Annotated in this window: 22 protein-coding genes; 4 read left to right on the top strand and 18 right to left on the bottom strand. The window is 69.9% G+C overall.

From position 1 onward, the window contains the following. Positions 1-1,420 (top strand): 2-oxoacid:acceptor oxidoreductase subunit alpha (locus AAF430_23585; protein ID MEM7413233.1); only part of this gene is annotated, 1,420 nt, incomplete at its 5' end. A 51-nt stretch (positions 1,421-1,471) separates the two neighbouring features. Continuing rightward, a complete protein-coding gene (locus AAF430_23580) occupies positions 1,472-2,503 on the top strand; it encodes a 2-oxoacid:ferredoxin oxidoreductase subunit beta (protein ID MEM7413232.1) in 1,032 nt (343 codons plus the stop codon). Between the two features lie 24 nt (positions 2,504-2,527). On the opposite strand, the gene AAF430_23575 is transcribed toward AAF430_23580, so the two are convergent. The 8 genes from AAF430_23575 to AAF430_23540 form a co-directional block, all read right to left on the bottom strand. Continuing rightward, on the bottom strand, positions 2,528-3,121 hold the full coding sequence (locus AAF430_23575) for a histidine phosphatase family protein (protein MEM7413231.1): 594 nt from the start codon (positions 3,119-3,121) through the stop codon (positions 2,528-2,530). 42 nt (positions 3,122-3,163) lie between these two features. Then, on the bottom strand, positions 3,164-4,042 hold the full coding sequence (gene sucD, locus AAF430_23570) for a succinate--CoA ligase subunit alpha (GenBank protein MEM7413230.1): 879 nt from the start codon (positions 4,040-4,042) through the stop codon (positions 3,164-3,166). 3 nt (positions 4,043-4,045) lie between these two features. After that, positions 4,046-5,215: an ADP-forming succinate--CoA ligase subunit beta gene (sucC, locus tag AAF430_23565; GenBank protein ID MEM7413229.1), complete on the bottom strand. Its 1,170-nt coding sequence runs from the start codon at positions 5,213-5,215 to the stop codon at positions 4,046-4,048. Further along, positions 5,212-6,141 carry a malate dehydrogenase gene (gene mdh, locus AAF430_23560; GenBank protein MEM7413228.1) on the bottom strand — a complete coding sequence of 310 codons (930 nt, stop codon included), beginning with the start codon at positions 6,139-6,141 and terminating at the stop codon, positions 5,212-5,214. Before mdh ends, sucC begins: the two co-directional genes overlap by 4 nt. A gap of 167 nt (positions 6,142-6,308) precedes the next feature. Further along, the gene (locus AAF430_23555) at positions 6,309-6,596 is read right to left on the bottom strand and encodes a LysM peptidoglycan-binding domain-containing protein (GenBank protein MEM7413227.1); all 288 of its coding nucleotides are present in this window, start codon (positions 6,594-6,596) and stop codon (positions 6,309-6,311) included. Further along, positions 6,596-8,410, bottom strand: a complete 1,815-nt coding sequence (gene aspS, locus AAF430_23550; GenBank protein ID MEM7413226.1) for an aspartate--tRNA ligase — start codon at positions 8,408-8,410, stop codon at positions 6,596-6,598. Before aspS ends, AAF430_23555 begins: the two co-directional genes overlap by 1 nt. 293 nt (positions 8,411-8,703) lie before the next feature. Then, on the bottom strand, positions 8,704-10,101 hold the full coding sequence (locus AAF430_23545) for a diguanylate cyclase (GenBank protein ID MEM7413225.1): 1,398 nt from the start codon (positions 10,099-10,101) through the stop codon (positions 8,704-8,706). A gap of 105 nt (positions 10,102-10,206) precedes the next feature. Beyond that, entirely contained in the window at positions 10,207-11,631 is a 1,425-nt protein-coding gene (locus AAF430_23540) for a YCF48-related protein (GenBank protein ID MEM7413224.1), read from the bottom strand. Positions 11,632-11,871: 240 nt separating this feature from the next. Between AAF430_23540 and AAF430_23535 the strand changes: the two genes are divergently transcribed. Together AAF430_23535 and AAF430_23530 are read left to right on the top strand one after the other, a co-directional pair. After that, on the top strand, positions 11,872-13,230 hold the full coding sequence (locus AAF430_23535) for an AarF/UbiB family protein (protein ID MEM7413223.1): 1,359 nt from the start codon (positions 11,872-11,874) through the stop codon (positions 13,228-13,230). 62 nt (positions 13,231-13,292) lie between these two features. Continuing rightward, positions 13,293-14,486, top strand: a complete 1,194-nt coding sequence (locus AAF430_23530; GenBank protein ID MEM7413222.1) for an argininosuccinate synthase — start codon at positions 13,293-13,295, stop codon at positions 14,484-14,486. A gap of 8 nt (positions 14,487-14,494) precedes the next feature. On the opposite strand, the gene AAF430_23525 is transcribed toward AAF430_23530, so the two are convergent. From AAF430_23525 to trmFO, 10 genes are all read right to left on the bottom strand, one after another. Beyond that, entirely contained in the window at positions 14,495-15,028 is a 534-nt protein-coding gene (locus AAF430_23525; protein MEM7413221.1) for a PAS domain-containing protein, read from the bottom strand. A 27-nt stretch (positions 15,029-15,055) separates the two neighbouring features. Then, positions 15,056-16,627 (bottom strand): molecular chaperone DnaK, encoded by a 1,572-nt coding sequence (gene dnaK, locus AAF430_23520; GenBank protein ID MEM7413220.1) that lies wholly within the window; start codon positions 16,625-16,627, stop codon positions 15,056-15,058. A gap of 13 nt (positions 16,628-16,640) precedes the next feature. Then, complete coding sequence (locus AAF430_23515; protein ID MEM7413219.1) at positions 16,641-17,858, bottom strand: DnaJ domain-containing protein; 1,218 nt, start codon at positions 17,856-17,858, stop codon at positions 16,641-16,643. 331 nt (positions 17,859-18,189) lie between these two features. Next, positions 18,190-19,107 carry an ornithine carbamoyltransferase gene (argF, locus tag AAF430_23510; protein MEM7413218.1) on the bottom strand — a complete coding sequence of 306 codons (918 nt, stop codon included), beginning with the start codon at positions 19,105-19,107 and terminating at the stop codon, positions 18,190-18,192. Position 19,108: 1 nt separating this feature from the next. Next, on the bottom strand, positions 19,109-19,960 hold the full coding sequence (gene argB / locus AAF430_23505) for an acetylglutamate kinase (GenBank protein MEM7413217.1): 852 nt from the start codon (positions 19,958-19,960) through the stop codon (positions 19,109-19,111). Continuing rightward, positions 19,957-21,417 carry a GAF domain-containing protein gene (locus tag AAF430_23500; protein MEM7413216.1) on the bottom strand — a complete coding sequence of 487 codons (1,461 nt, stop codon included), beginning with the start codon at positions 21,415-21,417 and terminating at the stop codon, positions 19,957-19,959. Before AAF430_23500 ends, argB begins: the two co-directional genes overlap by 4 nt. A 73-nt stretch (positions 21,418-21,490) precedes the next feature. Then, the gene (gene hslU, locus AAF430_23495; protein ID MEM7413215.1) at positions 21,491-22,882 is read right to left on the bottom strand and encodes an ATP-dependent protease ATPase subunit HslU; all 1,392 of its coding nucleotides are present in this window, start codon (positions 22,880-22,882) and stop codon (positions 21,491-21,493) included. Further along, on the bottom strand, positions 22,879-23,421 hold the full coding sequence (gene hslV / locus AAF430_23490; GenBank protein ID MEM7413214.1) for an ATP-dependent protease subunit HslV: 543 nt from the start codon (positions 23,419-23,421) through the stop codon (positions 22,879-22,881). Before hslV ends, hslU begins: the two co-directional genes overlap by 4 nt. After that, complete coding sequence (locus AAF430_23485; GenBank protein ID MEM7413213.1) at positions 23,418-24,386, bottom strand: tyrosine recombinase XerC; 969 nt, start codon at positions 24,384-24,386, stop codon at positions 23,418-23,420. The genes hslV and AAF430_23485 overlap by 4 nt, the downstream gene beginning before the upstream one ends. Further along, the gene (trmFO, locus tag AAF430_23480) at positions 24,383-25,705 is read right to left on the bottom strand and encodes a methylenetetrahydrofolate--tRNA-(uracil(54)-C(5))-methyltransferase (FADH(2)-oxidizing) TrmFO (protein ID MEM7413212.1); all 1,323 of its coding nucleotides are present in this window, start codon (positions 25,703-25,705) and stop codon (positions 24,383-24,385) included. The genes AAF430_23485 and trmFO overlap by 4 nt, the downstream gene beginning before the upstream one ends. Between the last annotated feature and the right edge of the window lie 32 nt (positions 25,706-25,737).

Genomic DNA, 25,737 nt, shown 5'->3' with positions numbered 1-25,737 from the left:
GCTCGTCGAGATTCCGATCACCAGCCTGAACCGGGAAGCCGTCCAGGGCCTCGGCCTCGGCTCCAAGGACGGTGATCGTTCGAAGAACTTCTTCGCCCTCGGGCTGATGTTCTGGCTCTACAACCGACCGATGGAGCCGACGCTGCGCTGGCTCGAGTCCCGCTTCAGCGGCGCTGTGCTCGAGGCGAACCAGAAGGTCCTGAAGGCCGGCCACGCCTTCGGCGAGACCACCGAGCTCTTCTCGCGCTCCTTCGTGCTCCCGAAGGCGAAGATCCAGCCGGGTACCTACCGCAACATCACCGGCAACCAGGCCCTCGCCTGGGGCATCGTGGGCGCGGCGGTCCAGATGGAACGCCCCGTGTTCCTGGGCGCCTACCCGATCACGCCGGCGAGTGACGTGCTTCACGAAGTGGCGCGCTACCGCCACTTCGGCGTCAAGACCTTCCAGGCCGAGGACGAGATCGCGGCGATCAGCGCCTCGATCGGCGCGGCCTTCGCCGGGGACCTCGCCGTCACGACGACCAGCGGCCCGGGCATGGTGCTCAAGCAGGAAGCGCTCGGGCTCGCGGTCATGACCGAGCTGCCCCTGGTGGTCGTCGACATCCAGCGCTCGGGCCCGTCGACGGGCATGCCCACGAAGATCGAGCAGGCCGACCTGCTGCTCGCGCTCCACGGACGCAACAGCGAGAGCCCGGTTCCGGTGCTCGCGGCCTCGTCGCCGGGCGACTGCTTCTACACGATGCTCGAGGCGTTCCGGTTGGCCGTGCGGTACATGACCCCGGTCATCGTGCTCTCGGACGGCTACCTCGCCAACGGTGCCGAGCCCTGGCTGGTGCCCGACGTCGACAGCCTGCGGCGCGCGCCGGTCACCTACCGCACCGAGGCGGAAGGCTTTCAGCCCTACGAGCGCGACCCCGAGACCCTCGCGCGGCCGTGGGCGATCCCGGGTACGCCCGGCCTCGAACACCGCATCGGCGGCCTCTCGAAGCAGGAAGAGACCGGCAACGTCTCCTACGACCCGGCCAACAATGAGCGCATGCTCGAGCTGCGCGCCGAGAAGGTCGCGCGCATCGCCCAGGACCTGGCGCCGGTGGAGATCCACGGCGGCGATCGCGGCGATCTGCTCGTGGTCGGCTGGGGCGGCACCGAGGGCGCAATCACCTCGGCGGTCGAGGAGGCGCGCGAGGCCGGCCAGGCCGTGTCCAGCATCCACCTGCGCCACCTGAACCCGTTCCCGTCGAATCTCGAGGAAGTCCTGCGGCGCTTCGAGAAGGTGCTGGTCGCCGAGCTCAACGGTGGCCAGCTCCACATGCTCCTGCGCAGTCGCTTCCTGATCCCGGCGGAATCCCTGATCAAGCAGCAGGGGCAGCCCTTCCAGGTGCAGGAGATCCGGGCCCGGATCGACACGCTCCTGGCCTGACGCCCTGCTCGCCCGAAAACCGAACCCGTTCGAATTCCGAGGCACGTACCGATGGCCGAAAGCGCAGTGAAGCTCACCAGCAAGGATTTCTCCTCGGACCAGGAAGTCCGCTGGTGCCCCGGCTGCGGGGACTACTCGATCCTCGCGAACGTGCAGCGGGTGATGCCCGAGCTCGGCATCCCGAAGGAGAACTTCGTGTTCGTGAGCGGGATCGGCTGCTCGAGTCGCTTCCCCTACTACATGAACACCTACGGCATGCACACCATCCACGGTCGCGCGCCGGCCTTCGCCACGGGGATCAAGGCCAGCCGGCCGGACCTCTCGGTCTGGGTGGTGACCGGCGACGGAGACGGGCTCTCGATCGGCGGCAACCACCTGCTCCACACCATCCGCCGCAACGTCGACCTCCAGGTGCTGCTCTTCAACAACCGGGTCTACGGCCTGACGAAGGGCCAGTACTCGCCGACCTCGCTGGTCGGGATGAAGACGAAGTCGACGCCCGACGGCGCGATCGACCATCCGATCGATCCGGTCGCCTTCGCTCTCGGGGCCAGCGCGACCTTCGTCGCCCGCACCGTCGACACCAACGCGCCGCACCTGCAGGAGACCCTGCGCCGCGCCCACGCGCACCAGGGCACCGCGTTCGTGGAGATCCTGCAGAACTGCCCCGTCTTCAACGACGACGAATGGATCGAGCTCGAGGACCGCAAGCAGCGCATCGAGGCGTCGCTGGTGCTCGAAGACGGCCAGCCGCTGGTCTGGGGACCGCCCGACCAGCGACGCGGCATCCGCATCGAGAACGGCATCCCCTCGATCGTTGCGCTCGGCGAAGACGAGGACCCCGCCGCGAAGGGCGTCGCCGTGCACCATGAGCGCCACGAGAGCCCGGCCTACGCGTTCGCGCTGGCGAGCCTCCAGCGCCCGTCCTTCCCGCTGCCGATCGGCGTGTTCCGCGCGGTGGAGAAGCCGGCCTACGAGGCCCTGCTCGAGCAGCAGGTCGAGGCTGCGGTCGCCAAGAAGGGCGCCGGTGACCTCGCCGCCCTGCTCCACTCGGGCGACACCTGGACCGTCGACGGCGCCTAGCCGGAGCGCCCGCGTCGCGCGGCGCTAGGCGTCGCGCAGGTGGGCGAGTTCGTTCAGGCTGCGCACGCTGCGTTCGCCGCTCGAAGCGGCCAGGAAGCGGCTGACGCCGGTGTAGCCGACGTCGAGAAAGAACGGGTCCGCGATCCCGAGCACGTGCCCGGCCCAGGCGTTGATCACGCCGCCGTGGCAGAAGATCGCGATCCGCTGTCCCGCGTGCTTCGCGATCAACGCCTCGATGCAGTCGACCACGTCCCGGCGGAAGCGCTCCATGTCGACGCCTGCGTAGAGCTCGCCGCGCTGGATGAGCGCCTGCCAGCGCTCGTAGTCCTCGGCCTTCAGCGTCTCGAGCGGGATGTAGTAGTCGGACTGGTGGTCGAGCTCGACGATGCCGGCCTCGATCCCGACGTCGAGCCCCAGCGTGCCCGCCAGGGGCGCTGCGGTCTCCTGGGCCCGGCGCAGCGGACTGGCGTAGAGCGCGCCCGGTGCTTCCGACTCGAGCCAGCGGCCCACGCGCGCCGCCTGGTCGTGCCCCTCGGTCGAGAGCGGGGGATCGGCCGGCCGACCGTCCTCGTTCTCGACACGCTCGGGCAGCCCGTGGCGCACGAGTAGGAGCTCCACGCGAAGCCCTCCTCTGGCTTGCGGCGCCGACGCGCCGCCCCGCTACTTCGCGAGGGACGGCGCGTGCTTCGCCAGGGTCTCGCCGATGTCGGCGGGCGAGCGCGCGACACCCACACCCGCGGCCTCGAGTGCGGCGATCTTGTCACTCGCGGCGCCCTTGCCGCCCGCGATGATCGCGCCCGCGTGCCCCATGCGCTTGCCCGGAGGCGCGTTCTGCCCGGCGATGAAGGCCACGACCGGCTTGCTCATGTGGTCCTTCACATACTGAGCCGCGGTCTCCTCGGCGTTGCCGCCGATCTCACCGATCATCACCACCGCCTCGGTGTCCGGGTCGGCCTCGAAGAGCGCGAGCGCGTCGACGAAGGTCGTGCCGATCACCGGGTCGCCGCCGATCCCGAGACAGGTCGACTGGCCGATGCCGATGCGCGAGAGCTGGTCGACGGCCTCGTAGGTGAGCGTGCCCGAGCGCGACACCACTCCGACCGGGCCGGGGCGCGTGATCTGCGCCGGCATGATGCCGATCCGGCACTGCTCCGGCGTGACGACGCCCGGGCAGTTCGGGCCGATCAGCCGCATCGGCGAGTCGTGGAGCGCGTTCTTCGCGCGCAGCATGTCGATGGCGGGGATGCCCTCGGTGATGCAGGCCGCGAGCCCGATACCCGCGTCGGACGCTTCCAGGATCGCATCCGCCGCACCCGGCGGCGGGACGAAGATCACCGACGCGTTGGCGCCGGTGGCATCGACGGCGGCCTTCACGGTGTCGAAGACCGGGATGCCTTCGATCGTCTGGCCGCCCTTGCCGGGAGCCACGCCGCCGACCACCTGGGTGCCGTACTCGACGGAGAGCTTCGCGTGGAACTGGCCCATGCGGCCCATGCCCTGGATCAGGAGCTTCGTGTTCTTGTCGCAGAGGATCGACATGCTTTACCCCTGACCGCGCGCGGCCGCGACGGCCTTCTCACCCGCCTCGCCGAGCGTCTCGGCGGGCGTAATATTCAGATTCGACTTCGCGAGGATCGCCCGCCCTTCCTCGGCGTTCGTGCCCTGGAGCCGGACCACCAGCGGCACTTCCACACCGAGCTCGTCAGCGGCCGCGACCACGCCTTCGGCGATCAGATCGCAGCGCACGATGCCACCGAAGATGTTGACGAGGATCGCCTTCACCTTCGGGTCGCGCAGAATGATCTTGAAGGCCTCTTTGACCTTCTCCTTGTCGGCGCCACCGCCCGCGTCGAGGAAGTTCGCCGGGCTGCCGCCGCACACCTGGATCATGTCCAGAGTGGCCATGGCCAGACCGGCGCCGTTCACCATGCAGCCGATCTCGCCGTCGAGACCGACGTAGGCCAGGTCGATCTTCTTCGCCTCGAGCTCGCGCGCATCCTCTTCGTCGGGATCGTGGCACTCGGCGATATCCGGGTGCCGGTACAGCGCGTTGTCGTCGAAGTTCAGCTTGCCGTCGAGCGCGATCAGATCGCCGCCCTCGGTCACCACGAGCGGATTGATCTCGGCGAGAGACGCGTCCTTCTCCACGAAGAGCCGGTACAGCCCGCCGAGGAAGACCTCCATCTGCTTCACCTGATCGGCCGTGAGCCCGAGGCCGAAACCGACGCGGCGGGCGTGGTAGCCCTGGATGCCGAGGTTCGGGTCGACGAGCACGGTGATGATCTTGTCGGGCGTCTTCTCGGCGACCTCCTCGATCTCCATGCCGCCTTCCGTCGACGCGATGATCGCGAGCTTCTCCTCGGCGCGGTCGAGCACGATCGCCAGGTAGAGCTCGTTCGCGATCGCGGAGCCTTCCTCGACGTAGACCTTGCGGACGACCTTGCCCTCGGCGCCGGTCTGGGGCGTGACCAGGGTCATGCCCAGGATCTCGCTCGCGACCTGCTTCGCCTCGGAGGGCGACTTCGCCAGCTTGATGCCGCCGCCCTTGCCGCGACCGCCGGCGTGCACTTGGGCCTTCACGACGACGACGTCGCTGCCCAAGGCGCGTGCGGCCTCTTCGGCCTCGGCCGGCGTGGTGGCCAGTTTGCCCTGCGGCACCGCGACACCGAAGTCCCGGAGCAGCCCCTTTGCCTGGTACTCGTGGACGTTCACAGCTGAATCTGGGCCACGAGGGTGCGCACGTGCTCGACCGAGGCGTCGAACAGCTTCCGTTCTTCTGCGTCCATTTCCACCTCGATCACCTTTTCGACGCCGCCGTCCCCGATGATGCAGGGAACGCCGACATAGAGTCCGTTGACGCCGTACTCGCCCTCGCACAAGCAGGCGCACGCGAGGACGCGCTTCTTGTCCTTGAGATGGGCCTCCGCCATTTCGATCGCCGACAGGGCCGGCGACACGAACGCAGAGCCCGTCTTGAGCAGCCCGACGACCTCACCGCCGGCGCCCTTCGTGCGCTCGACGATCGCGTCGATCTTCTCCTTCGCGATCAGCTGCTCGACCGGGATCCCAGCGACGGTGCAGTAGCGGATCAGCGGCACCATCGTGTCACCGTGGCCGCCCAGCACCATCGCGTTCACGTCTTCGACCGACACGCCGAGCTCCCAGGCCACGAAGGCGCGGAAGCGGGCCGAGTCGAGGATGCCGGCCATGCCGACCACACGGTTCTTCGGGAAGCCCGAGACTTCCTTGAAGGTGTAGACCATGGCATCGAGCGGGTTCGACACGACGATCACGAAGGCGTTCGGGGCGTTGTCGCGCACGCCCTCGGCCACCTGCTTCATGATCTTCAAGTTCGTGTTGAGCAGGTCGTCGCGCGACATGCCCGGCTTCCGCGCGAGGCCGGCCGTGATGATCACGACGTCGGCTCCCGCGATGTCCTTGTAGTCGTTGGTGCCCGAAATGTCGGAGTCGGCGCCGAGTACCGGCGCGCCTTCGGCCATGTCGAGCGCCTTGCCCTGGGGCAGACCTTCGACGACGTCGAAGATCACGACGTCACCCAGCTCACGGAAGGCGGCTTCCTGCGCGAGAACGCCGCCGATGTTGCCGCCCCCGATCAGGGCGATCTTGTTGCGTGCCATGGGGAGATCCTCTTCCTCTCGTGGGGGCGCCCGGCGGGGCCGCGCGCTGGGGGGTGCTTCGGACGGTCGGGCCGATCGATCGATCGGGTGCCTGATTCACGAAGCGTGGCGATATAAGCGCATCTGTTGCGACGCGCCATCCCGCGGCCCGTCGGGGCCGCGGGAAATCAGGGTTCGGGCGGGCTCGAGACCGGCGGCGTGGTTTCGCCGGCCTCGTGGGCGGTTTCGGCGTAGGGGATCGCCAGCCGCTGCCCGGGATAGAGCAGGGAGGGATCCTTGATCTGGTCGCGGTTCGCCCGGTAGAGCTCGGGCCAGCGATCGGCGTCTCCGGCCCAGCGCTCGGAGATCTGCCAGAGCGTCTCACCGGGCTGGACGACGTGCACCCGCTCGGCCTGGGCGCCCGCCGCGAAGGCGAAGACCCACACGCCGAGCGCGGCCGCCAGGGCCCGCCGCATCAGCTGCCTTCCTTTCGGGGAGCCCGCACGCGCAGGGACAGCTCGGTCAGCTGCTCGCCGGCGACCGGCGACGGGGCCTGCATGAGCAGATCCTGGCCGCGCTGGGTCTTCGGGAACGCAACCACGTCGCGCAGGCTCTCGGCCCCCGCCAGCAGCATCGCCCAGCGGTCGAAGCCGAAGGCGAAGCCACCGTGGGGCGGCGCTCCGGCGTCGAGGGCCTCGAGCAGGAAGCCGAAACGCTCTTCGGTCTCGGCCTTCGCGTAGCCCATGATCTCGAAGATCCGGCGCTGGACGTCCGAGCGGTGGTTGCGGAGGCTCCCCGAACCCAGCTCGATGCCGTTCATGACGACGTCGTAGTGGGTGCCGCGGACTGCCTCCGGATCGCTGGCCAGGAGCTCGAGGTCTTCCTCGAGGGGCGCCACGAAGGGCTGGTGGACGTAGGTGAGCTTGCCGTCGTCGTCCTTCTCGAAGAGCGGGAAGTCGACGACGAAGAGCACGTCGTGGGCGCGGCCGTCGACCCGACCGAGCTCCTCGCCGAGATCGACGCGCAGACGCGCCAGGATCGCGTTGGCGCGCGCTGCCTCATCGGCCTGGAAGAAGATCAGGCTGCCGGGCTTCGCGCCGGTGCGTTCGGTGATGGTGGCCTTCTCGGCGTCGGACAGGAACTTCGCAATCGGCGACTGCCAGTTGCCATCGGCCTCGACGCGGATCCAGGCCAGGCCCTTCGCGCCGAGCTCCTTGCGCACGAAGGACTCGAGCCGATCGATCCGGCCCCGCGACATCTCGGAGGCGTCGTGCACCGGCAGGCACTTCACGATGCCGCCGCCGTCCACCACCTGGCGGAACGCGCGGAACTCGCTCTCGGCGAAGGCGTCGGTCAGGTCGACCAGCTCGAGCTGGATGCGCGTATCCGGGCGATCGATCCCGTAGCGGTCCATCGCCTCCTGGAAGCCGATGCGCTTGAAGGGACGCTCGAGTTCGAGGCCCGCGACGGCGCAGCCGGCGACGGTCACTTCCTCGAGCACCTCGAGGACGTCCTCGACGGTGGCGAAGGAGAGCTCGAGGTCGATCTGGGTGAACTCCAGCTGGCGGTCGGCGCGCTGGTCCTCGTCGCGGAAGCAGCGCGCGATCTGGAAGTAGCGGTCGAAGCCCGAGACCATCAACAGCTGCTTCATGATCTGGGGCGACTGGGGCAGCGCGTAGAACTCCCCGGGCTGGAGCCGGCTCGGTACCAGGAAGTCGCGCGCACCCTCGGGCGTCGACCTCGCGAGCATCGGCGTCTCGATCTCGAGGAAGTCGAGCCCCGACAGGGTCGTCCGGACCGACTGGTAGAGCCGGTGGCGCAGGCGCAGGGCGCGCTGGAGCGGCGGGCGGCGCAGGTCGTGCACCCGGTGGGTGAGCCGGGTCGATTCGTCGGTCTCGGCCTCTTCCTCGATCGCGAAGGGCGGCGGCGTCGCGCGGTTCAGGATGCGGAGCTCGTCGACCAGCACCTCGATCTCGCCGGTCGGAAGGTTCGGGTTGATGGTCTCTTCCGAGCGTCGCTGGACGCGGCCGCGCACCAGCACCACGTACTCGGACCGCAGCTGGCCGGCCTTCTCGTGGCACTCGGGCGAGGTGTCGGGCTTGAAGACGACCTGGACCAGCCCCTCGCGGTCCCGGAGGTCCACGAAGATGACCCCGCCGTGGTCGCGGCGTCGCTGCACCCAGCCGCCGAGCACGACCTCCTGGTCGACGAGGGCGGGGGTCACGTCGCCAGCGGCGTGGCTGCGGCGGAGCCCGGCCTGGCCGTCGAGGCCCGGGTCCGGGGCGCTCACGAGGCACTCCGGAGCGACGAGGAGATCCCTTGGGTCGGCATGGTGGTTCCTGATGGGCGGGGCCGGATCGGCCCGCGCGCCGGGCGACGCCGCGGGGCGGCGGCCCGGTCGGCCCCCGCGTGCGGGTCTCGGAGCAGAGACCGCGACCACTCGGGGATTTGTGGGGGGTTATTGGGGAGATCCCCGAAGGAGCGGGCCGACGTCGGGGGAACCCTCGGAAAGCCTCGCAAAAACGGGCATTTGCTTAGCAGAGGCAGCCGCCGGCTGCCACGCCTGGGCGGGCCTCCGCGGGCTCAGCGATCCAGGTCGGCGGCCGAGCACACGCAGTTGCGGCCGAGCGACTTCGCCCGGTACATCGCCTTGTCGGCGAGGTCGAGCATGCCTTCGCGATCGGCGCTGTGGCTCGGGAAGGTCGCCACCCCGATGCTGATCGTGAGGCGGATCGGGGTCCCGCCCTCCCCTTCGAAGACGGTCTCGGCGACGGTCCGCCGGATGCGCTCGGCGACGGCGACGCCCCCCTCGTGGCCCGTGTCCACCAGCAGGATCGTGAACTCGTCGCCGCCGTAGCGGGCCAGGGTGTCGACCTGACGGATGCAGTCGCGGAGCACCTGGGAGAGGTGGCGCAGCACGTTCGAACCCACCAGGTGTCCGTGCTGGTCGTTGACCCGCTTGAAGCGGTCGAGGTCGAGGAACAGCACGCACAGCTCCTTCTTGGAGCGTTCGGCCCGGCGCATCTCGTGCTCGGTCGCCTGGAGCAGGTAGCGCGCGTTGTAGACCTCGGTGACGTCGTCGATGAACGCGCGCTCCTTGGCGCGGTGGTACCGCTCGGCGTTGGCGAGGGCGAGCTCTGCGTGGGCCGCGATCAGCTGGGCCTTCTCGAGATCGCTCTCGCGGGTCGGGCGTCCCTGCTCGGGCACCCACAGCAAGCCCTCTTCGGACTCGGCGCCGCGCAGCGGCACCAACAGGGCCGGGCCGGCTCCGACGCCGATGTCGGCGAGCGCGTCGGCGACGGGGCCCGTCTCGGCCACGCACGCCTCCTGCACCGAGAAGAGATCGCCGTCGGGCTTCTGGTCGTGGAGACGCTGCTGCAGCGCGGTGGCCTGGTCCTCGTCGAAGCCGCGGAACGCCAGCCCGTCCGAGCCCTGGATGGAATCGCGACGGAAGAAGGCGAGGCCGAGCTCGCGATCGAGGGCGGGGAGTAGCAGGTCGAGCGCGACCGCGTAGACCTCGCCCGGGTCGAGGCAGTGCATCAACATGCGACACGACTCGAGGGTCCGGACCGCGCTTCGCAGTCGTTCGTTGTCGCGCACCAGGCGCTGGTGCGAGAGCAGCCGTTCGACGAGCGCGACGAGGTGCTCCTGTTGAACGGGCTTCTCGAGATAGTCCGTGGCACCGCGCCGGAGCGCCTGCACCGCCGACTCGACCGACGCATGCGCCGTCAACAGGACGAAGGGCACGTCGGGCACGCTGCGCCGCACGCGGTCGAGCAGGTCGAGCCCCGACATCCCCTCCATCTGCAGGTCCGAGAGGATCAGATCGGGCGTCACGCGTTCGATCGATGCGAGGGCCGACTCGGCGCTCTCGTGACATTCCAGCTGTACGCGCCCCTCGAGCGCGTCCTGGACGAGCGCGCGGGTCAGACGCGAATCGTCGACACAGACGACCCGCGCGGGTGCGTTCACGAGATCCATGGCCCCTCTCCGAAAGTCTGGAGGCAACCCAAGGGATCGGCCGATCGAGTTGCCGGCTTGAGAGGTGCGGGGCGAACACCCCGGGTGACGGCGAGCGGCGCCGGCTCAGCGGGGAGAGGCCGCTTCGCCCTCGAGGCGGACCGGAATCGCCTGGCCGTCCTCGCCCGCAGCGAGCACCGAGGGCGCGCCGGGGTGGAACGCGAGATCGCGCACGAAGCCGGAGGTCGCGAGGACCGGCCGCCAGGTCCCGCTCTGCCGGGCGAAGAGCTGGGGGCCCGCCCCGGCGAGCAGGGGCCCGTCGGGGCCGTGCGCCACCGCGAACAGGGCGTCGGTGGCGTGTAGGCGCGCCGGTCGCCAGTGGGCGCCCGCGTCCTTCGTCTCGAGCCAGACCCCGGCCCCGCCCACGGCGAGACCCCGCGTAGCCGAGTCGAAGTCGACCGCGAAGAGCATCGGCTCGGCCCGCAGCGTGAGCGTCACGGCTGCGCGCTCGCGAGCGTGTCGTCCGAGCCAGGCCGTGACGTCCGCCGAGGCGTCGGGGGCCTCGAGCCGCTCCCAGGGAATCGGCGTCTGCTCGCGAACCCGCTCCGCCTGCCAACCGGCCTCGAACAGGAGCGCACGGACCGCCGCGAGCCGCGCCTCCGCCGCTTCCAGGGCGCGCTCGGCGGCGGCGAGGTCGGGGGCGCCGCGCGCTTCCGGGCCCAGCGTCCAGCCCAACTCGATCCGCGCGTCCGCCGTGTCGGTGAGCGCTTCGATCCAGGCGGCGAGGTCCCGCTCCACCTCGGCTCCGAGTTCGCTGCTGCCCGCCTCGAAGCGCACTTCGAGTGGCGAGACGCCGGTCTCGATCCGGCCGTGGGCGAGCGCGCCGTCCCCACCCTCGCTGGAGAGCACGTGGCCGAACTCGCCGACGATCCAGCACCGCCCCGGGCCCGCTCGGCAGGTGACATCCTGGAGTGTAACGTCGTCGTAGACCCGTTCGCCGGCGAGCACGCGCACCTGGTCGGCGTCGTCGAGCCAGGCGAAACGCGGATCCTCCGGTGTCACCACGAGGGAGTGGTCTTCCCAGTGGACCCCCCCGTCCCGCGTGAAGATGCGGGCGCCCCAGGCCCCGACCGCCACCGCTCGCTCCGGGTCGAGCGCGTGCACCGCGAGGAGCGGCAGGCCCTCCCCAGCCCGCGGATGGGTCTGGGCCACCCAGCTGCGACCGCCGTCGTCGGTGCGCAGAATCACCGAGCGTTGACCGACGGCCCAGCCACGTTGGGTGTCGGCAAAGGCGACGTCGTAGAGACCGGTCTCCACGGGCGAAGGCAGGCGTTCCCAATGCGCCCCCGCATCGTCGGAGCGGCGGAGGGTTCCGCGCGCGCCCACGGCCACGGCCGTCCGCGCGTCGAGCCAAGCGACCGCGTAAAGGTCTCGCGGCAAACCGTCGCGCGCCGGCTCGGGGTGCGGGTCGACGCAGGCCGCGCAGAGCGCGAATCCGGCGCACAACGCGACGCTGAGCGCCCGCGCCACCCCCGTGCGGCGTTGCTGCATCACTCCCCCCGCGCGTCGGCACCACGACGCGCTTCGATAGACTAGAGCGACGCGGAACCCGACGCCGGACCGCGGGTTCGGATCCTGGGCCAGCGGGATCGGACTCCTGGCGAGCGGACTCGGATTCCTGACGAGCGGGCTCGCATCTCTGACAAGCGGGCTCGGAACGAAGCGCGACCGCGAACCCGCTGCGCACGCCGCGCAACGGGAAGCCAAGCGCGCGCCAGCGGGGGAATGCGTTTGAGGATCGCGGCGGTCGGAACGCCGACCCCCACTCCGTCTGCCGCCACCGCCCGCCCGGCCTGGTCCGATCGGACCTGGGCCCGACGCGCCGGTCTGGCCCAGGCGTGGTGGTTCGCTCGCGCCGTCGTCGGCGCCGGCAGTGCGTGGCTGCGCGCGCGCCTGCGGCGCGACCCGGAACCCCTGGCAGCCGCCCTCGTCCCGGTCGCCCACGCCTGTGGCCAACTGAAGGGTCCCTTCGCGAAGCTCGGTCAGTTCGCCGCCCTTCGGCCCGACCGGTTTCCCGAGTCGAGCATCGGAGCGCTGCGGCGCCTGCGCGACGCGGTCCCTCCTCTGCCCTTCTCTCAGATCCGCGGCGTCGTGGAAGCCGAGTGGTCCGAGCCGCTCGAGGCGCGCTTCGAGGCCTTCGACCCGACACCGATGGGTGCCGCGTCGGTCGCCCAGGTGCACCGCGCGCGACTCCACGGTGGCGATCCGGTGATCGTGAAGGTCCAGTACCCGTGGTTGGAACGGGGGCTCGACGCGGACCTGGCCTGGCTCCGCTTCGGGTTCCGACGGCTGCTGCAGCGTGGAGAGCACGCCAAGGCGCTCTTCGACGAGTTCGCTGGCCACGTCCGCCAGGAACTCGACTTTCGCGCCGAAGCCGCAGTGGCGGCGGAGATCGCGACGAACCTCGCATCGGACCCGTCGATCGTGGTGCCCGAGGTGATCGCGTCGCACTCGGGCCGCCGGGTCCTGACGGTTCGCGCGGTGCCGGCGGTGGGTCTCCAGGACGAGACCGGCCTGGCGCGGCTGGGTGCCGATCGCGAGACGCTCGTGACCATCCTCACGCGTGCCTACGCGAAGCAGGTCTTCGTCGACGGTCTCTTCCACGCGGACCCTCACCCGGGCAACCTCTTCGTCGTCGACGAGCCGGGAGCCCGCGAAGCCCCGCGCCTGCTCTTCGTCGATTTCGGTCTCTCGCGACGCCTCGACGACGCCCTGAAACGCGAACTGCGCAGCGGCATGCTCGCGCTCCTGCAGCGTGACACCGACGGCTTCGTCGACGGCATGGAACGCATCGGCGCCATCGAGGCCGGGGCGCGGCCGGGCGTCGCGAGCGCCGTGCAGGGCATGTTCGACCGGATCGCGGCGGGCGGTGGCGCGCTCGGCATGCGCGGGCAGGCCGTGCTCGCACTCAAGGACGAGGCGGTGGGCCTGCTGCGCGAAACGCCGGGCCTGCGCCTGCCCACCGAGCTGTTGCTCTACGCGCGCACGCTCTCGATGGTCTTCGGTCTCGGTCGCGAGCTGGCTCCGCGGGTCGACCCCCTGCCCCTCTGCCTGCCGTCGCTGCTCGCGTTCCTCACGCGCAAGGACTGAGCGGCGGCGCCAGCGCGACCCGGCGCGCGGCTGCTACTGTCCTCGCGCTTCGGAGGTCCCCCATGTCGCGACGCGATTTCAAGCGGGTTTGCCTGGCCTACAGCGGCGGACTCGACACCTCGGTCATCCTGCACTGGCTCATCGATCAGTACGACTGCGAAGTCGTCGCCTATACGGCCGATGTGGGACAGGAAGAGGAGCTCACCGGTCTTCCCGAGAAGGCGAAGGCCACGGGTGCGCTCGACTGCATCGTGCGCGACGTCCAGGAAGAGTTCGTGCGCGACTTCGTGTTCCCCGCGATCCAGGGCTGCGCCATCTACGAGGGCACGTACCTGCTCGGCACCGCCCTCGCGCGCCCGCTGATCGCGAAGCACCACGCCGAGGTCGCGCGCGAGACCGGCTGCGACGCGGTCGCCCACGGCGCCACCGGCAAGGGCAACGACCAGGTGCGCTTCGAGCTGACCTTCCGCGCGCTGGCCCCCGAGCTCGGGATCATCGCACCCTGGCGCGAGTGGGATCTCCAGTCCCGGCCCGACTGCATCGCCTATTGCCAGAAGCACGGCATCCCGACCACCGCCACGCTCGAGAAGCCCTACTCGATCGATCGCAACCTGATGCACATCTCCTTCGAGGGCGGGATCCTCGAAGATCCGTGGCGGGCCCCCGAAGAGGACATGTTCATCCTCACGCGCTCCGCCGAGGACGCGCCGGACACCCCGAGCGAGGTGATCGTCTCCTTCGAAGACGGCGTTCCGACGGCGATCGATGGCGAGTCGCTGTCCCCGGCGGACCTGCTGAGACGTGCGAACCGCCTGGCCGGCGAGCACGGGATCGGGCGCGTCGACATGGTCGAGAACCGCTTCGTCGGACTCAAGTCGCGCGGCGTCTACGAGACCCCTGGCGGCACGCTGCTGCACGCCGCTCACCGGGCCGTCGAGTCGATCACGATGGACCGCGACCTCATGCACGAGCGCGACCGCCTCTCGCCGCGCTTCGCCGAGCTGATCTACAACGGCTTCTGGTACGCGCCGGAGATGGAGTTCATGCGGGCCGCCATCACCGAGTCACAGAAGGGCGTGACCGGCGACGCGCGCCTCAAGCTCTACAAGGGCGCGGTGCAGGTCTGTGGCCGTCGCTCCCCGGTCTCGCGCTACTCGGAGAGCCTCTCGTCCTTCGACGAGGCGGGCGGCTACGACCAGAGCGACGCGACGGGCTTCATCCGACTGCAGGGGCTGCGCCTGGCGCGGCCCGAGTAGGCGCGTCGCTAGCGGCAATCCTCGGTCAGGCCGGCGGCGACGGCGCTGGCCCACTTGCGCATCCGCTCGAGGGCGGTCGCGCCCTCCTGGAGACGCACGAGCTGATCGGCGCTGAGGCCGGCGTCGGCCAGGCCCTGCAGGCACGCGTCGAGTTCGTCGAGGGGCTCGACGATCTCGCGACGGAAGGTCTGCAGCCGGTTCTCACCGGGCGGCTCGTCGGTGAGCAAGAGGATCACGCCGACGCGGCCGCCGTCGGCTTCCACGGGTGAGGCGACCACGGCGTAGCCCCGGTCCTCGACGCGGAGCTTGAAGCGCGCCGCGCTCCCCGCGCTGCCGTCACAGACCTGGGCCACGGCGAGCAGTACCGCCTCGCGTCCGCCCCCCTCGAAGAGGTTCGCCAACGGCTTGCCGGCGGCCTCCTCCGAGGTCACGCCGAACTGCTCCTCGAAGGTCGGGTTCACATAGACGGCGCGGCCATCCGGATCGCCGACGAGCACCGGCGCCTGGATGAAATCCATCAATGAGCGGGACCTGGGGGTCATGGCGATTCTCCCTTCCGAGCCAGCGGATCAGACGCCGTCGGGCAGTTCCACGTCCGCGTTCTCGGAGATGATCTCCTGAATCTCTTCGTCGCTGAGCGTGCCGGTCGTGTTCACGGTGATCGACTGCTCGTTCCCCGACGCGAGGTCGCGGGCCGAGACGTTGACGATGCCGTTCGCATCGATGTCGAAGGACACCTCGATCTCGGGCTCGCCCTTCTTCGCGGGCGGGATGTCGCTCAGCACGAACTCGCCCAGCAGATGGTTCTGGTCGGCGCGCTCACTCTCACCCTGCAGCACCCGGATCTTCACGGCCGACTGGTCGTCGCGGGTGGTGGTGAAGGTGTGCGACTTCCGGACCGGCACCGTGGTGTTGCGGTCGATCAAGGCCGCGAAGTGGCCGTCGAAGGTCGCGATCCCCAGCGAGAGCGGCGTCACGTCGAGCAGCAAGAGGTCGCTGTCGTCGTTCACGAGCACGCTGCCCTGGATCGCGGCGCCCACAGCGACGACCTCGTCCGGGTTGACGCCGCGGTGCGGCGGCTTTCCGAAGAAGTCGGTGACGGCCTTCTGGACCAGCGGCGTCCGGGTCTGACCACCCACGAGTACGACGTGGTCGATGTCCGCCGGCGTGAGGCCCGCGTCTTCGACGCACTGGGACACGCTCTTCATGGTCTGGCTGACGATGTCGCCCACCAGGTCCTCGAGGGTCTCACGGGTGAGTTCGAGGTTCAGGTGGCGTGCCCCGTTCGCGTCGTTCGTGATGAACGGCAGGTTGATCTCGGTCGAGGCCATCGCGGAGAGATCGCACTTCGCCTTCTCCGCAGCGTCCTTCAGGCGCTGGAGCGCCATCAGATCGTCGCGGAGGTCGAGGCCCTCCTGCTTCTTGAACTCCTCGAGCACGTACTCGACGATGCGCCGGTCGAAGTCCTCACCGCCGAGGAAGGTGTTGCCCGCCGTCGCGAGCACTTCGACGACGCCCTCGGCGAGCTCGAGGATCGAGATATCGAAGGTGCCACCACCCAGGTCGTAGACGGCGATCTTCTCTTCCGCGGTCGAGCCGATCCCGTAGGCCAGCGCCGCAGCGGTCGGCTCGTTGATGATGCGCAACACCTCGAGACCCGCGATCTTGCCCGCGTCCTTCGTGCACTGGCGCTGGGTGTCGTTGAAGTACGCCGGAACGGTCACGACGGCCTCGGACACCGGCTCCCCGAGGTACTCCTCGGCAACGCGCTTCATCTCGCGCAGGATGATCCCGCTGATCTCCGAGCAGCTGAAGGCCTTGTCGCCCAGCAGTACGCGGGGGTCGCTGTTCGGCCCTTCGACGATCTTGTACGGGAAGAGCTCGATCGCCTTCTGCAGCTCGGGCGATTCGAAGCGACGTCCGATCAAGCGCTTCGCCGCGTGGACCGTGTTCTGTGCGTTCGTGATCGCCTGGCGCTTGGCGAGGTGCCCCACCAGACGCTTTCCATCCTGCGAGATGGCGAACATCGACGGACTCGTCTTGTAGCCACCCGTGTTGGGAATGACGACCGGCTTGCCGCCGTCCACGACGGCGACACAGGAGTTCGTGGTCCCGAGATCGATTCCAATGACTCGACTCATCTCTCGCCTCCGATCAGCGCTTCCGTCCCAGCCGAACGAGCTTCCGCTCCTCGGCGATCTCCGGGTCGCCCGGCAACAACTTGCCGGCGACCGTCAATACCCGCTTCGCGGCCTCGAGCTTCCCCAGGCGCCGCAGGGCTCGGCACTGCGCCAGGTGGTAGGGCCCGCTCTCGGGCTCCAGCTCACAGGCCGACTTCGCGTATTCGAGCGCCGGCTTCAGCATCCCGTACCGGAGGGCCTGCTGCGCCGCGCGCCCGTTGATGTCCGGGTCCGCCGGCCGATAGCTCACCGCTTCCTCGAGCAGGTCGGCGATGCCCTCGGTCTCGGAGCCGTCCTCGACCGACCGAATCAAGTCGACCGCGCGGACGGCGTTCACTTCCATCTGGATGCTCGCGAACTCCTGCTTCAACTCGCGGTTCCACGGGTCGAAGGCGATCGCGAGTCGAGCGCTCGCAGCGGCCTCCAGCCAGCGCTTGCCCTCGGCGGCGGAGCGCGCCGCCTCGAAGAACTGACGCGACTTGAAGCGCCGCTCCTCCTGCATCTTCTCGGGCATCTTGAAGGCGTTGCGGAGCCGCTGGAGGTTCTCCATGCGGGTCGGCTTCTTGTAGCCCGCCGGCCGCTGCTTCTTCTCCGCGGGCTTCGCGTCGGCTGCGGGAGCCGCCGACGTCTCGCTGGACGTCGGGGCCTGCGCCATGCTGCGCTCGATCTCCGTCCGCGTCGCCGGGTCGGACAGGAGTTCGTACGCCTCCATGACGTGCTTGAAGATCCGATCGAGGCGCGTCGCATGCTCCCCGATGTTCCGCCGGAAGTAGCGGTCGGGGTGATACACCTTCGAGAGCTTGAAGTAGGCGCGCTTGATCTGCTTGTTGTCGGCGCCGCGCTCGATCCCGAGGATCTCGTGGTAGGTCGCCTGGCCGAGCGTCGCGTCCATGGTGAGGATCCGCTTCTGCAGATCCACGTCGAGATCCAGCGACGCGTCGATCGCCGAGTCGTCGATCTGCGGCGGGCCGGCGGGGGCGGCCGGAGCTTCGGTCGGGGCGCTCTGCGCAGCGTCGGCTTCCGCAGCCGAGCTCCCGGTCTCTGCCTCGGCGGCACCCGTCGCGGGATCGTCCAGCACCACGAGACCGGTCTGCAACCAGCTCTCGAGCGCGAGATCCACCTCTTCGGGCATGAGCCCACCAATCTGGCGCAGGACGCCCCAGCTGGTATGTCCGTCGATCCGCGAGAGCAAGAACCCCTCCGATGGACTCAAGGACGTCGCGTGTGCTTCCCACCCGGGCGCAAGCCGCGGCCGTCGCGCGTCCGCGTCGTTTCCGCTGCCACTGGAATGCATGCACTCCCCCGGGTCGAGACCACGCGCCTCGACTCCACGTGGGAGGCTCTTCGGCTGGCTACGGCGAAAAGCTGAGGCACATCTGGCCGCTCGCGGGCTTCGCTTCCGGGCCGCTGCCTCTAGGACCCTCGAGGCAGGCCGGGAAACCGCGGAGAGCGATCTACACACAGCAGCGTAGGACGGCGGACCCCGGGGGGCAGTGGTTCGAGCCGAAGGTCAGGCGTTCGGACTATGCGCCCAGCACCCGCTCGAGGATCGCCTTCTGGGCGTGGAGGCGGTTCTCGGCCTGGTCGAAGACGATGCTGCGCTCGCCGTCCAGGACCTCATCGGTGATCTCCTCGCCGCGGTGGGCGGGCAGGCAGTGCATCACCCAGGCGTCGGGAGCCAGGCGGAGCAACTCGGCGTTGACCTGGTACGGCTCGAAGATCCGCAGACGCGCCTCGTGCTCGTCTTCCTGGCCCATGCTGGTCCAGACGTCGGTGTAGACGAAGTCGGCCCCGGTCACGGCCTCGCGCGGGTCCTCGGTCCAGCTGAGCTTCGCGCCGCTCTGGGCTGCGAGCTCCTCGGTGCGCTTCCGGATCCGGCGCGCCGGACGGTGCGACTCGGGCGTCGCCAGGCGCAGCTCCAGGCCCAGCACCGCGGCCCCGTGCATCAGGCTGTGGGCCATGTTGTTCCCGTCGCCGATGTACACGATCACCGCGTCGTCCAGGTTGGCGCGCTCGGCCACGGTCTGGAGGTCGGCCATCACCTGACAGGGGTGCAGGAGATCCGTGAGGCCGTTGATCACCGGGATGCGCGCCTCGGCAGCGAGCTCTTCGACCAGGTGATGCGAGTAGGTACGGGCGACCAGGACGTCGACCCAGCGCGAGAGGTTCCCCGCCACATCCGCGGCCGTCTCGCGCGTGCCGATGCCGACCTGTTCCGGCCGCAGCCAGATCGCGTGGCCACCGAGCTGGGTCATCCCCGCCTCGAAGGTCACGTGGGTGCGCAGCGATTGCTTCTCGAAGAACATCGCCAGCGACCGACCCTGCAGAGTTTGCGGTCGCTCGCCCGCGTGGTGCATTCGCTTCAGCTCGGCGGCACGCGCGAGGATCTCGCGCAGCGCAGGAGCGCTCCAGTCGGCAAGGCTGAGGAAGTCCTTCGGCATGTCAGCGTCCGAGCAGGGTCCCGACGCCGCCGTCGGTGAAGATCTCCAACAACACCGCGTGGAGGACCCGACCGTCGACGATGTGGGCTCGGTTCACTCCCGATTCGAGCGACGCCACGCAGCACTCGACCTTCGGGATCATGCCGTCGCGGATCGTCCCCTCGTCGATGTGCTTGCGCGCGTCCGCCACGCTGAGCTGCGCAATCAGCTGACCGCTCCCGTCGAGGACACCTTCGACGTCGGTCAACAAGATCAGCTTCGCCGCATGCAGGGCCTGGGCGACGGCCCCCGCCGCTTCGTCTCCGTTGACGTTGTGGGTCACGCCGTCGTCGTCCACCCCGATCGGGGCGATCACCGGGACGTAGCCCGCGTCGGAAACCGCCGTGATCGGCTCCGGGTCGACTCCGCGCACGCGGCCCACCCGGCCGAGGTCGCGGTCTTCGGTCGTGCGGCGCGTCACGCGAATCATGTCACCGTCGCTGCCGGTCAGGCCGATCGCCTGACCGCCCGCCTGCTGGATCAGCGCCACGATCTCCCGGTTGACCTTGCCGCCGAGCACCATCTCGACGACGTCCATCGTCTCGTCGTCGGTCACCCGCAGGCCGTTCACGAAGGTCGACTCCTTGCCGAGTCGCTCGAGGGTCTGCCCGATCTGGGGTCCACCGCCGTGCACGATCACCGGACGCAGGCCGATGTACTTCAGCAACACCACGTCGCGAGCGAACGAGGCGCGTAGGGCGGGGTCGCTCATCGCGCTGCCGCCGTACTTCAGCACGATCGTCGAGTCGGCGAAGCGTCGGATGTAGGGCAGCGCCTCGACGAGGATCTCGGCCTTGTCGATCAGGTCCTTCATGGGGTGCGGCGCTCCTCCGCCTCGCGCCGGGCGCGGGCGACGTCTTCTACGGAATCGAGCAGGGAACGGTACAAGAGGACGTTGCGGACCGCCGCGGAGAGCGGTCCGGCGACGAGTTCACCGAGCCGCGACGAAGCGCCGGCCTCGGGCGCGGCGTGGATGCGTGCGATGCCGAGCACGCGCTCGCGGACCCGCAGCGGCACGATCAGCAGCGGACCGGCAACTCCGCTCTCGGGCGCGTCCGTCCGCGCGTCGAAACGCGAGTCGCGATCGGGGTGGTCCGTGGCCACCAGGCTGCCCGAGTGCAGGCAGCTCGCGGTCAGACCCGTGTCGATCGGAAGCTCGGGATGGTCTCCGTCGCTCACCTCGCACTGGGCCTGGCGCGCGAGCCGACCGCGAGCGTCGACGAGATAGAGCGAGGCGACGCGGGCCGAGGCGATCCGGGCGACGGGCCGCAGGGCGGCCTGCAGCACGCGCTCGGGGTCGAGCTCACGGGTGATGCCGTCGCAGATCTCGCGCACGAGCTCGAGGTGGGGATCTTCGCCACTGGGCACCGCCTCGGAGGGTGCCGCGTGGAAGCGCGCCCAGGCGCCCTGCGCCGCCTGCGCCAGCAGCCGCAGGAGACACACGTCCTCCTCGCCGAAGACGCCACCGTCGGCGCGGTCGGTGGCACACAGCACGCCGAGCGCACCGGAGTCGCCGAGCAGGGGCGCGAGCGCGACCGACGCGCTGCCGTAGTGAGGACGCTGGCCGCGTCCGACGCAGCGCGCATCGGACTCGATGTTCTCGATGGCGAGGGCGTAGCCCTCCCGGAGCGCCAACCCGGCGACGCTCTCGTCGACCAGGGCTTCGTCCAGATCGTGCTCGGGCGCCGGCAATCCCTCGCTGGCGACGACCCGCAGCCGTCCCTCGGGCACCAGGCGCAGCACCGAGACGCGTTGCGCATCGAGCACGTCGCCCGCCGCGAGCACCAACCGACGCAGGAGCGCGTCCTCGTCTTCTTCTCGCGCGCTGCGCTCGAGACCCTCTACGTGCTCGGCCAACCGCGCGAGGCGATGACGCAGCGAGTCCCAACCCGCCGACAGGGCTTGCCCCTCGAAGGCGCGCTCGATGGCGAGTCGCAGCTCTTCGGGATGGATCGGCTTCGCCAGGTAGTCACACGCGCCGCGCCGCAGCGCCTCGAGCACGAGGTCCTGATCGACATGGCCGGCCAGAGCGATGATCCGCAGGCTCGGCTGCTGCTCCTGGAGCCAGGCCAGCAACCCGAGCGCATCCTGGGCCCCGGCGCGCACGTCGAGCACCACGCAAGCGACGCGGGGATCCTCGATGGCTTTCTGGGCCTCACTCGCCGTGGTCGCGAGCTCGCTGCCGATGCCCGCCTCGGCGAGGGCATCTCGGATGCTCTCGCGCGTGGCGCGGTCTTCGTCCAGGACCAGGACGCGCTGTGCCGGCTTCATGGATCCCCCCTGACACCCGGTTCCGGGGAAAGGTCGCGCAACCCGTACCGGCGCGCGAGGGCCGCCGGGGCCCTCAGAGGATGAAACGCGCGAGGTCCTCGTCCTCGACCAGGCTCTCGAGGCGCTCGCGCACGAAGGCCTCGTCGACGACCTGCTGCGAACCGCCGAGGTCGGGGGCCTCGAAGGAGAGCTCCTCGAGCAGCTTCTCCATCACCGTGTGCAGGCGTCGGGCGCCGATGTCGTCCGAGCGCTCGTTCACGCGCGATGCGAAGGCGGCGATCGCGGCGATCCCGTCCTCCTTCCACTCGAGGTGGACGTCCTCGGTGGCGAGTAGCTCCGAGTACTGGCGCACGAGCGAGTTGCGCGGCTCGGTCAGGATCTTCACGAAATCCTCTTGCCCCAAGGACGTCAGCTCCACGCGAATCGGGAACCGCCCCTGCAGCTCGGGGATCAGATCCGAGGGCTTCGCCACATGAAAGGCGCCAGCTGCGATGAACAACACGTGGTCGGTGGCCACCGGACCGTGCTTCGTCTGGACGGTCGACCCCTCGACGATCGGAAGGAGGTCGCGCTGAACGCCCTCTCGGGAGACGTCGGGCCCGCCCTTGCCGGCCGCCCCGGCGGCAACCTTGTCGATCTCGTCGATGAACACGATGCCGCTCTGTTCGACCCGCGCGATCGCCTGCTCGCGCACGGTGTCCATGTCGACCAGGCGCGTCGCCTCCTCGGCGGACAACACCTCGCGGGCTTCGGCCACGCGCATCTTGCGACGCCGGGTCTTCTGGGGGAGCAGGCCGCCGAGCAGATCCTTGAACTGCATGCCCATCTCTTCGACGCCCTGGGGCGTGAACAGCGAGACGCTCGGGTTCGCGCCACCCCCATCCTCGACCTCGACCTCCACCTCGCGGTCGTCGAGGGCTCCCTCGCGCAACATGCGTCGCAGCTTCTCGCGGGTCGCACTGGTGTCGGAGCCGGCGTCGGGTGCGGGGAGCGGAATCGCCTGTTGCGGGTCGGGCGCTGGTCCGTGGGGCGACACGATCGGAGGCGGCAGGAGCGCATCGAGCAGGCGCTCCTCGGCCTGCTCCTCGGCCTTCGCGCGGACGGCGCGCTTCTCTTCTTCGAGGACCAGGGCGACCCCGAGCTCGGTGAGATCGCGCACGATCGACTCGACGTCGCGACCGACGTAGCCCACCTCGGTGAACTTCGACGCCTCGACCTTGAGGAACGGCGCCTGTGCGAGCTTCGCCAACCGACGCGCGACTTCGGTCTTCCCGACGCCGGTAGGTCCGATCATGATGATGTTCTTCGGCGCGATCTCGTCGCGCAGCTCCTCGGGCACCTGGCGTCGTCGCCAGCGGTTGCGGAGTGCGATGGCCACCGCTCGCTTCGCCTCGGGCTGGCCCACGATGTAGCGGTCGAGTTCCGAGACGACTTCGCGCGGCGTAAAGCTGGGGGTATCGGTCATGGCAGGTTCACCAGGGTCACGTGATCGTTGGTGTAGATGCAGATCTCGCCGGCGATCTCGAGGGAGCGCCGCGCGACCTCGGCAGGGGGGAGCTCAGTGTGGCGGAAGAGCGCACGGGCCGCGGCCAGGGCGTAGCTCCCGCCGGACCCGATCGCCGCCACGCCGTCGTCGGGCTCGATCACGTCTCCGTTGCCCGACACGACCAGTACGCAATCGGTATTGCCGACGAGGAGCATCGCCTCGAGCCGCCGCAGCACCCGGTCGGTGCGCCACTCCTTGGCAAGCTCGACGGCCGCGCGGCGCAGGTTGCCCGGATGGGCCTCGAGCCTCGACTCGAGGCGCTCCATCAACGCCAACGCATCGGCGGCGCCACCCGCGAAGCCGATCAGCGCTTCTCCGTTCGACGACGCGCGCACCTTCTGCGCACCCTGCTTCATCACGGTCTCGCCGACCGTCACCTGACCGTCGGAGGCCATCGCTACCTTGCCGTCGCGCAGGACGGCCACGACCGTGGTCGAGCGGACGGTTTCGCGCTTCATGAAGACTCCTCTTTCGGGCGCGGCGCCTTGCTGCGCTGGCGCGCCCGCGGGTGCGCGCGGTCGTAGACCTCGGCCAGACGCTCCATCGAGACCGCCGTGTACTTCTCGGTGGTCGAGAGGCTCGCGTGACCCAGGAGCTCCTGGATCTCGCGCAGGTCCGCGCCCATGTCGAGCAGGTGGGTCGCGTAGCTGTGGCGCAGGCGATGCGGATGCACGCGATCGTTGAGCCCGGCCGCGCGCGCGAGACGCAGCAGCACGCGGCGCACGTCGCGGACGCCGAGGCGCCGCGCTTCCTTCGGCGCGCGCAGCGTCGTGAAGAGCGGCGTGTCCGATCCCCGACCCGCTGCGCGCATCCCGAGGTACGTCTCGAGCGCCTCGCGAGCGGCGCGCGGCAACGGGACGACCCGCTCCTTCCCGCCCTTTCCGCGCACACGCACGTCACCGCGGCGTGCGTCGACGTCGGCGAGGTCGAGCCCCGCCAACTCGGACACGCGCAGGCCGGCGCCATAGAGCACCTCGACGAGCGCGCGATCGCGCAGGTCGCGTTCGCTCGGGTCGGCACCCGCCTCGCCCTTGACGGACGCAGGCTCGCACTCGGCGAGCGCGACGCAGTCGTCGACGGCGAGCGGTCGCGGCAGGCGCTTCGGCGTCCGCGGCGTCGGGATCCCCTCGGTCGGATCCCCCGCGCGCCAGCCGGAACGCACCGCGAATCGGAAGAAGCAGCGCAGCGCAGCGAGCTTGCGCCCGAGCGTGGCGGGGTGGCGCTTGCCGTGGAGGGACGCGAGGTAGTCGCGGACGTGCTCGGCGGTGGCCTCGCGGCCCGGTACCGACCCGTCGAGGAACGCTCCGAACTGACGCAGGTCCGCGAGGTAGCCGCGCTGGGTGTGCGCGGAGAGGTTTCGCTCCGCCGCCAGGAACTGCTCGAAGGCGTCGCGCTCGGCCTGGGCGTTGCGCACCGCGCTCATGCGAAACCCTCGGGCGCCACGGCGTCGGCATAGCGGTCGATCTCGCCGAGGGCGCGCTCCGCGAGCAGCGGGTAGCGATCGCGGCGCTTGAGCTTCCGATTGCCCGGGAGGGGCGGGAAGAGGCCGAAGTTCACGTTCATCGGCTGGAAGCGCTTCGCGTCGGCGCCACCGAGGAAGGCGAGCAGTGCACCGTGCGCGGTGGTGGGATCCGGTCGCAGCAGCGGGCGCCCGCAAACCGCATGCGCGACGTGGATCCCGGCCAACCCGCCCAACGCCGCGGACTCCACGTAGCCCTCGACCCCCGACATCTGACCCGCCACATAGACCCCGGGCTTCGCGTTCAGCTCGAGACTCGGCCCCAGGTGTCGGGGCGCGTTCAGGTAGGTGTTGCGATGCACCGAGCCGAAGCGCGCGAACACCGCCTCGGCCGCGCCGGGCAGTGTGCGGAGCAGGCGTCGCTGTTCGCCGATACGCAGCTTCGTCTGGAATCCGACCAGGCTGTAGAGCACCCCGCGCTTGTCTTCCTGGCGGAGCTGGACGACCGCGTGGGGGCGCTCGCCGGTGCGCGGGTCGCGCAATCCGACGGGCTTCATCGGACCGTAGGCAAGGGTGTCGACCCCGCGCCGCGCCATCTCCTCGATGGGGAGGCATCCCTCGAAGTAGAGCGCGCGCTCGAAGGAGTGCAGCGGAACCGTGTCGGCTTCGAGCAGGGAAGCGTGGAACGTCTCGTACTGTTCGCGGGAGAGCGGGAGGTTCAGATAGTCGCCCTCCCCGTCCTCCCACCGCGACGCCCGGAAGGCGATCTCCATGTCGATCGAGTCGGCGTACACGATCGGCGAGAGCGCGTCGTAGAAATACAGCGACTCCTCTCCGACCACGCGCTGGAGTTCGTCGGCGAGACCGCCCGCGGTGAGGGGCCCCGTCGCGAGGATCACGGGGCGGTCCTCGGGGATCGTGTCGATGCGCGCGTGCTCGATGCGGACCCGCGGATGCGCGCGCAGGGTCTCGGTGATGCGGGCCGAGAACAGCTCGCGATCCACCGCCAGCGCCTGCCCCGCCGGCACCGCCGCCTCGTCCGCCGCGGCGAGCACCAGCGAGCCCAGCCGCCGCATCTCTTCCTTCAACAGGCCCACCGCGTGGGTGGTGCGATTCGAGCGCAGGGAATTGCTGCACACCAACTCGGCGAAGCTGTCCGAGTGGTGCGCTGGCGAGCGTTCGAGGGGCTTCATCTCGACGAGAGTGACATCGAGCCCGCGGCGGGCCGCCTGCCAGGCGGCTTCACAACCCGCGAGACCCGCCCCGATCACGAGGACCTGCAAGCGCGGCTCCGAAAGAATCCAGGGGGAGAGGC

It is taken from the genome of Myxococcota bacterium (assembly GCA_039030075.1).
Lineage (GTDB): Bacteria > Myxococcota_A > UBA9160 > UBA9160 > SMWR01 > JAHEJV01.
The sequence above is the reverse complement of the archived record's forward strand: the minus strand, read 5'-3'. Positions and strand labels throughout refer to the sequence as shown.

What these genes read in the sequence shown, in the direction of transcription:
- hslU (MEM7413215.1), bottom strand. Translation starts at nt 22,882, where the DNA reads ATGACCGATACCCCCAGCTTTACGCCGCGCGAAGTCGTCTCGGAACTC.
- AAF430_23485 (MEM7413213.1), bottom strand. Translation starts at nt 24,386, where the DNA reads ATGAGCGCGGTGCGCAACGCCCAGGCCGAGCGCGACGCCTTCGAGCAG.
- sucD (MEM7413230.1), bottom strand. Translation starts at nt 4,042, where the DNA reads ATGTCGATCCTCTGCGACAAGAACACGAAGCTCCTGATCCAGGGCATG.
- mdh (MEM7413228.1), bottom strand. Translation starts at nt 6,141, where the DNA reads ATGGCACGCAACAAGATCGCCCTGATCGGGGGCGGCAACATCGGCGGC.
- AAF430_23545 (MEM7413225.1), bottom strand. Translation starts at nt 10,101, where the DNA reads ATGGATCTCGTGAACGCACCCGCGCGGGTCGTCTGTGTCGACGATTCG.
- AAF430_23540 (MEM7413224.1), bottom strand. Translation starts at nt 11,631, where the DNA reads ATGCAGCAACGCCGCACGGGGGTGGCGCGGGCGCTCAGCGTCGCGTTG.
- argB (MEM7413217.1), bottom strand. Translation starts at nt 19,960, where the DNA reads ATGAAGGACCTGATCGACAAGGCCGAGATCCTCGTCGAGGCGCTGCCC.
- hslV (MEM7413214.1), bottom strand. Translation starts at nt 23,421, where the DNA reads ATGAAGCGCGAAACCGTCCGCTCGACCACGGTCGTGGCCGTCCTGCGC.
- dnaK (MEM7413220.1), bottom strand. Translation starts at nt 16,627, where the DNA reads ATGAGTCGAGTCATTGGAATCGATCTCGGGACCACGAACTCCTGTGTC.
- AAF430_23555 (MEM7413227.1), bottom strand. Translation starts at nt 6,596, where the DNA reads ATGCGGCGGGCCCTGGCGGCCGCGCTCGGCGTGTGGGTCTTCGCCTTC.
- AAF430_23500 (MEM7413216.1), bottom strand. Translation starts at nt 21,417, where the DNA reads ATGAAGCCGGCACAGCGCGTCCTGGTCCTGGACGAAGACCGCGCCACG.
- argF (MEM7413218.1), bottom strand. Translation starts at nt 19,107, where the DNA reads ATGCCGAAGGACTTCCTCAGCCTTGCCGACTGGAGCGCTCCTGCGCTG.
- AAF430_23530 (MEM7413222.1), top strand. Translation starts at nt 13,293, where the DNA reads ATGTCGCGACGCGATTTCAAGCGGGTTTGCCTGGCCTACAGCGGCGGA.
- AAF430_23580 (MEM7413232.1), top strand. Translation starts at nt 1,472, where the DNA reads ATGGCCGAAAGCGCAGTGAAGCTCACCAGCAAGGATTTCTCCTCGGAC.
- AAF430_23525 (MEM7413221.1), bottom strand. Translation starts at nt 15,028, where the DNA reads ATGACCCCCAGGTCCCGCTCATTGATGGATTTCATCCAGGCGCCGGTG.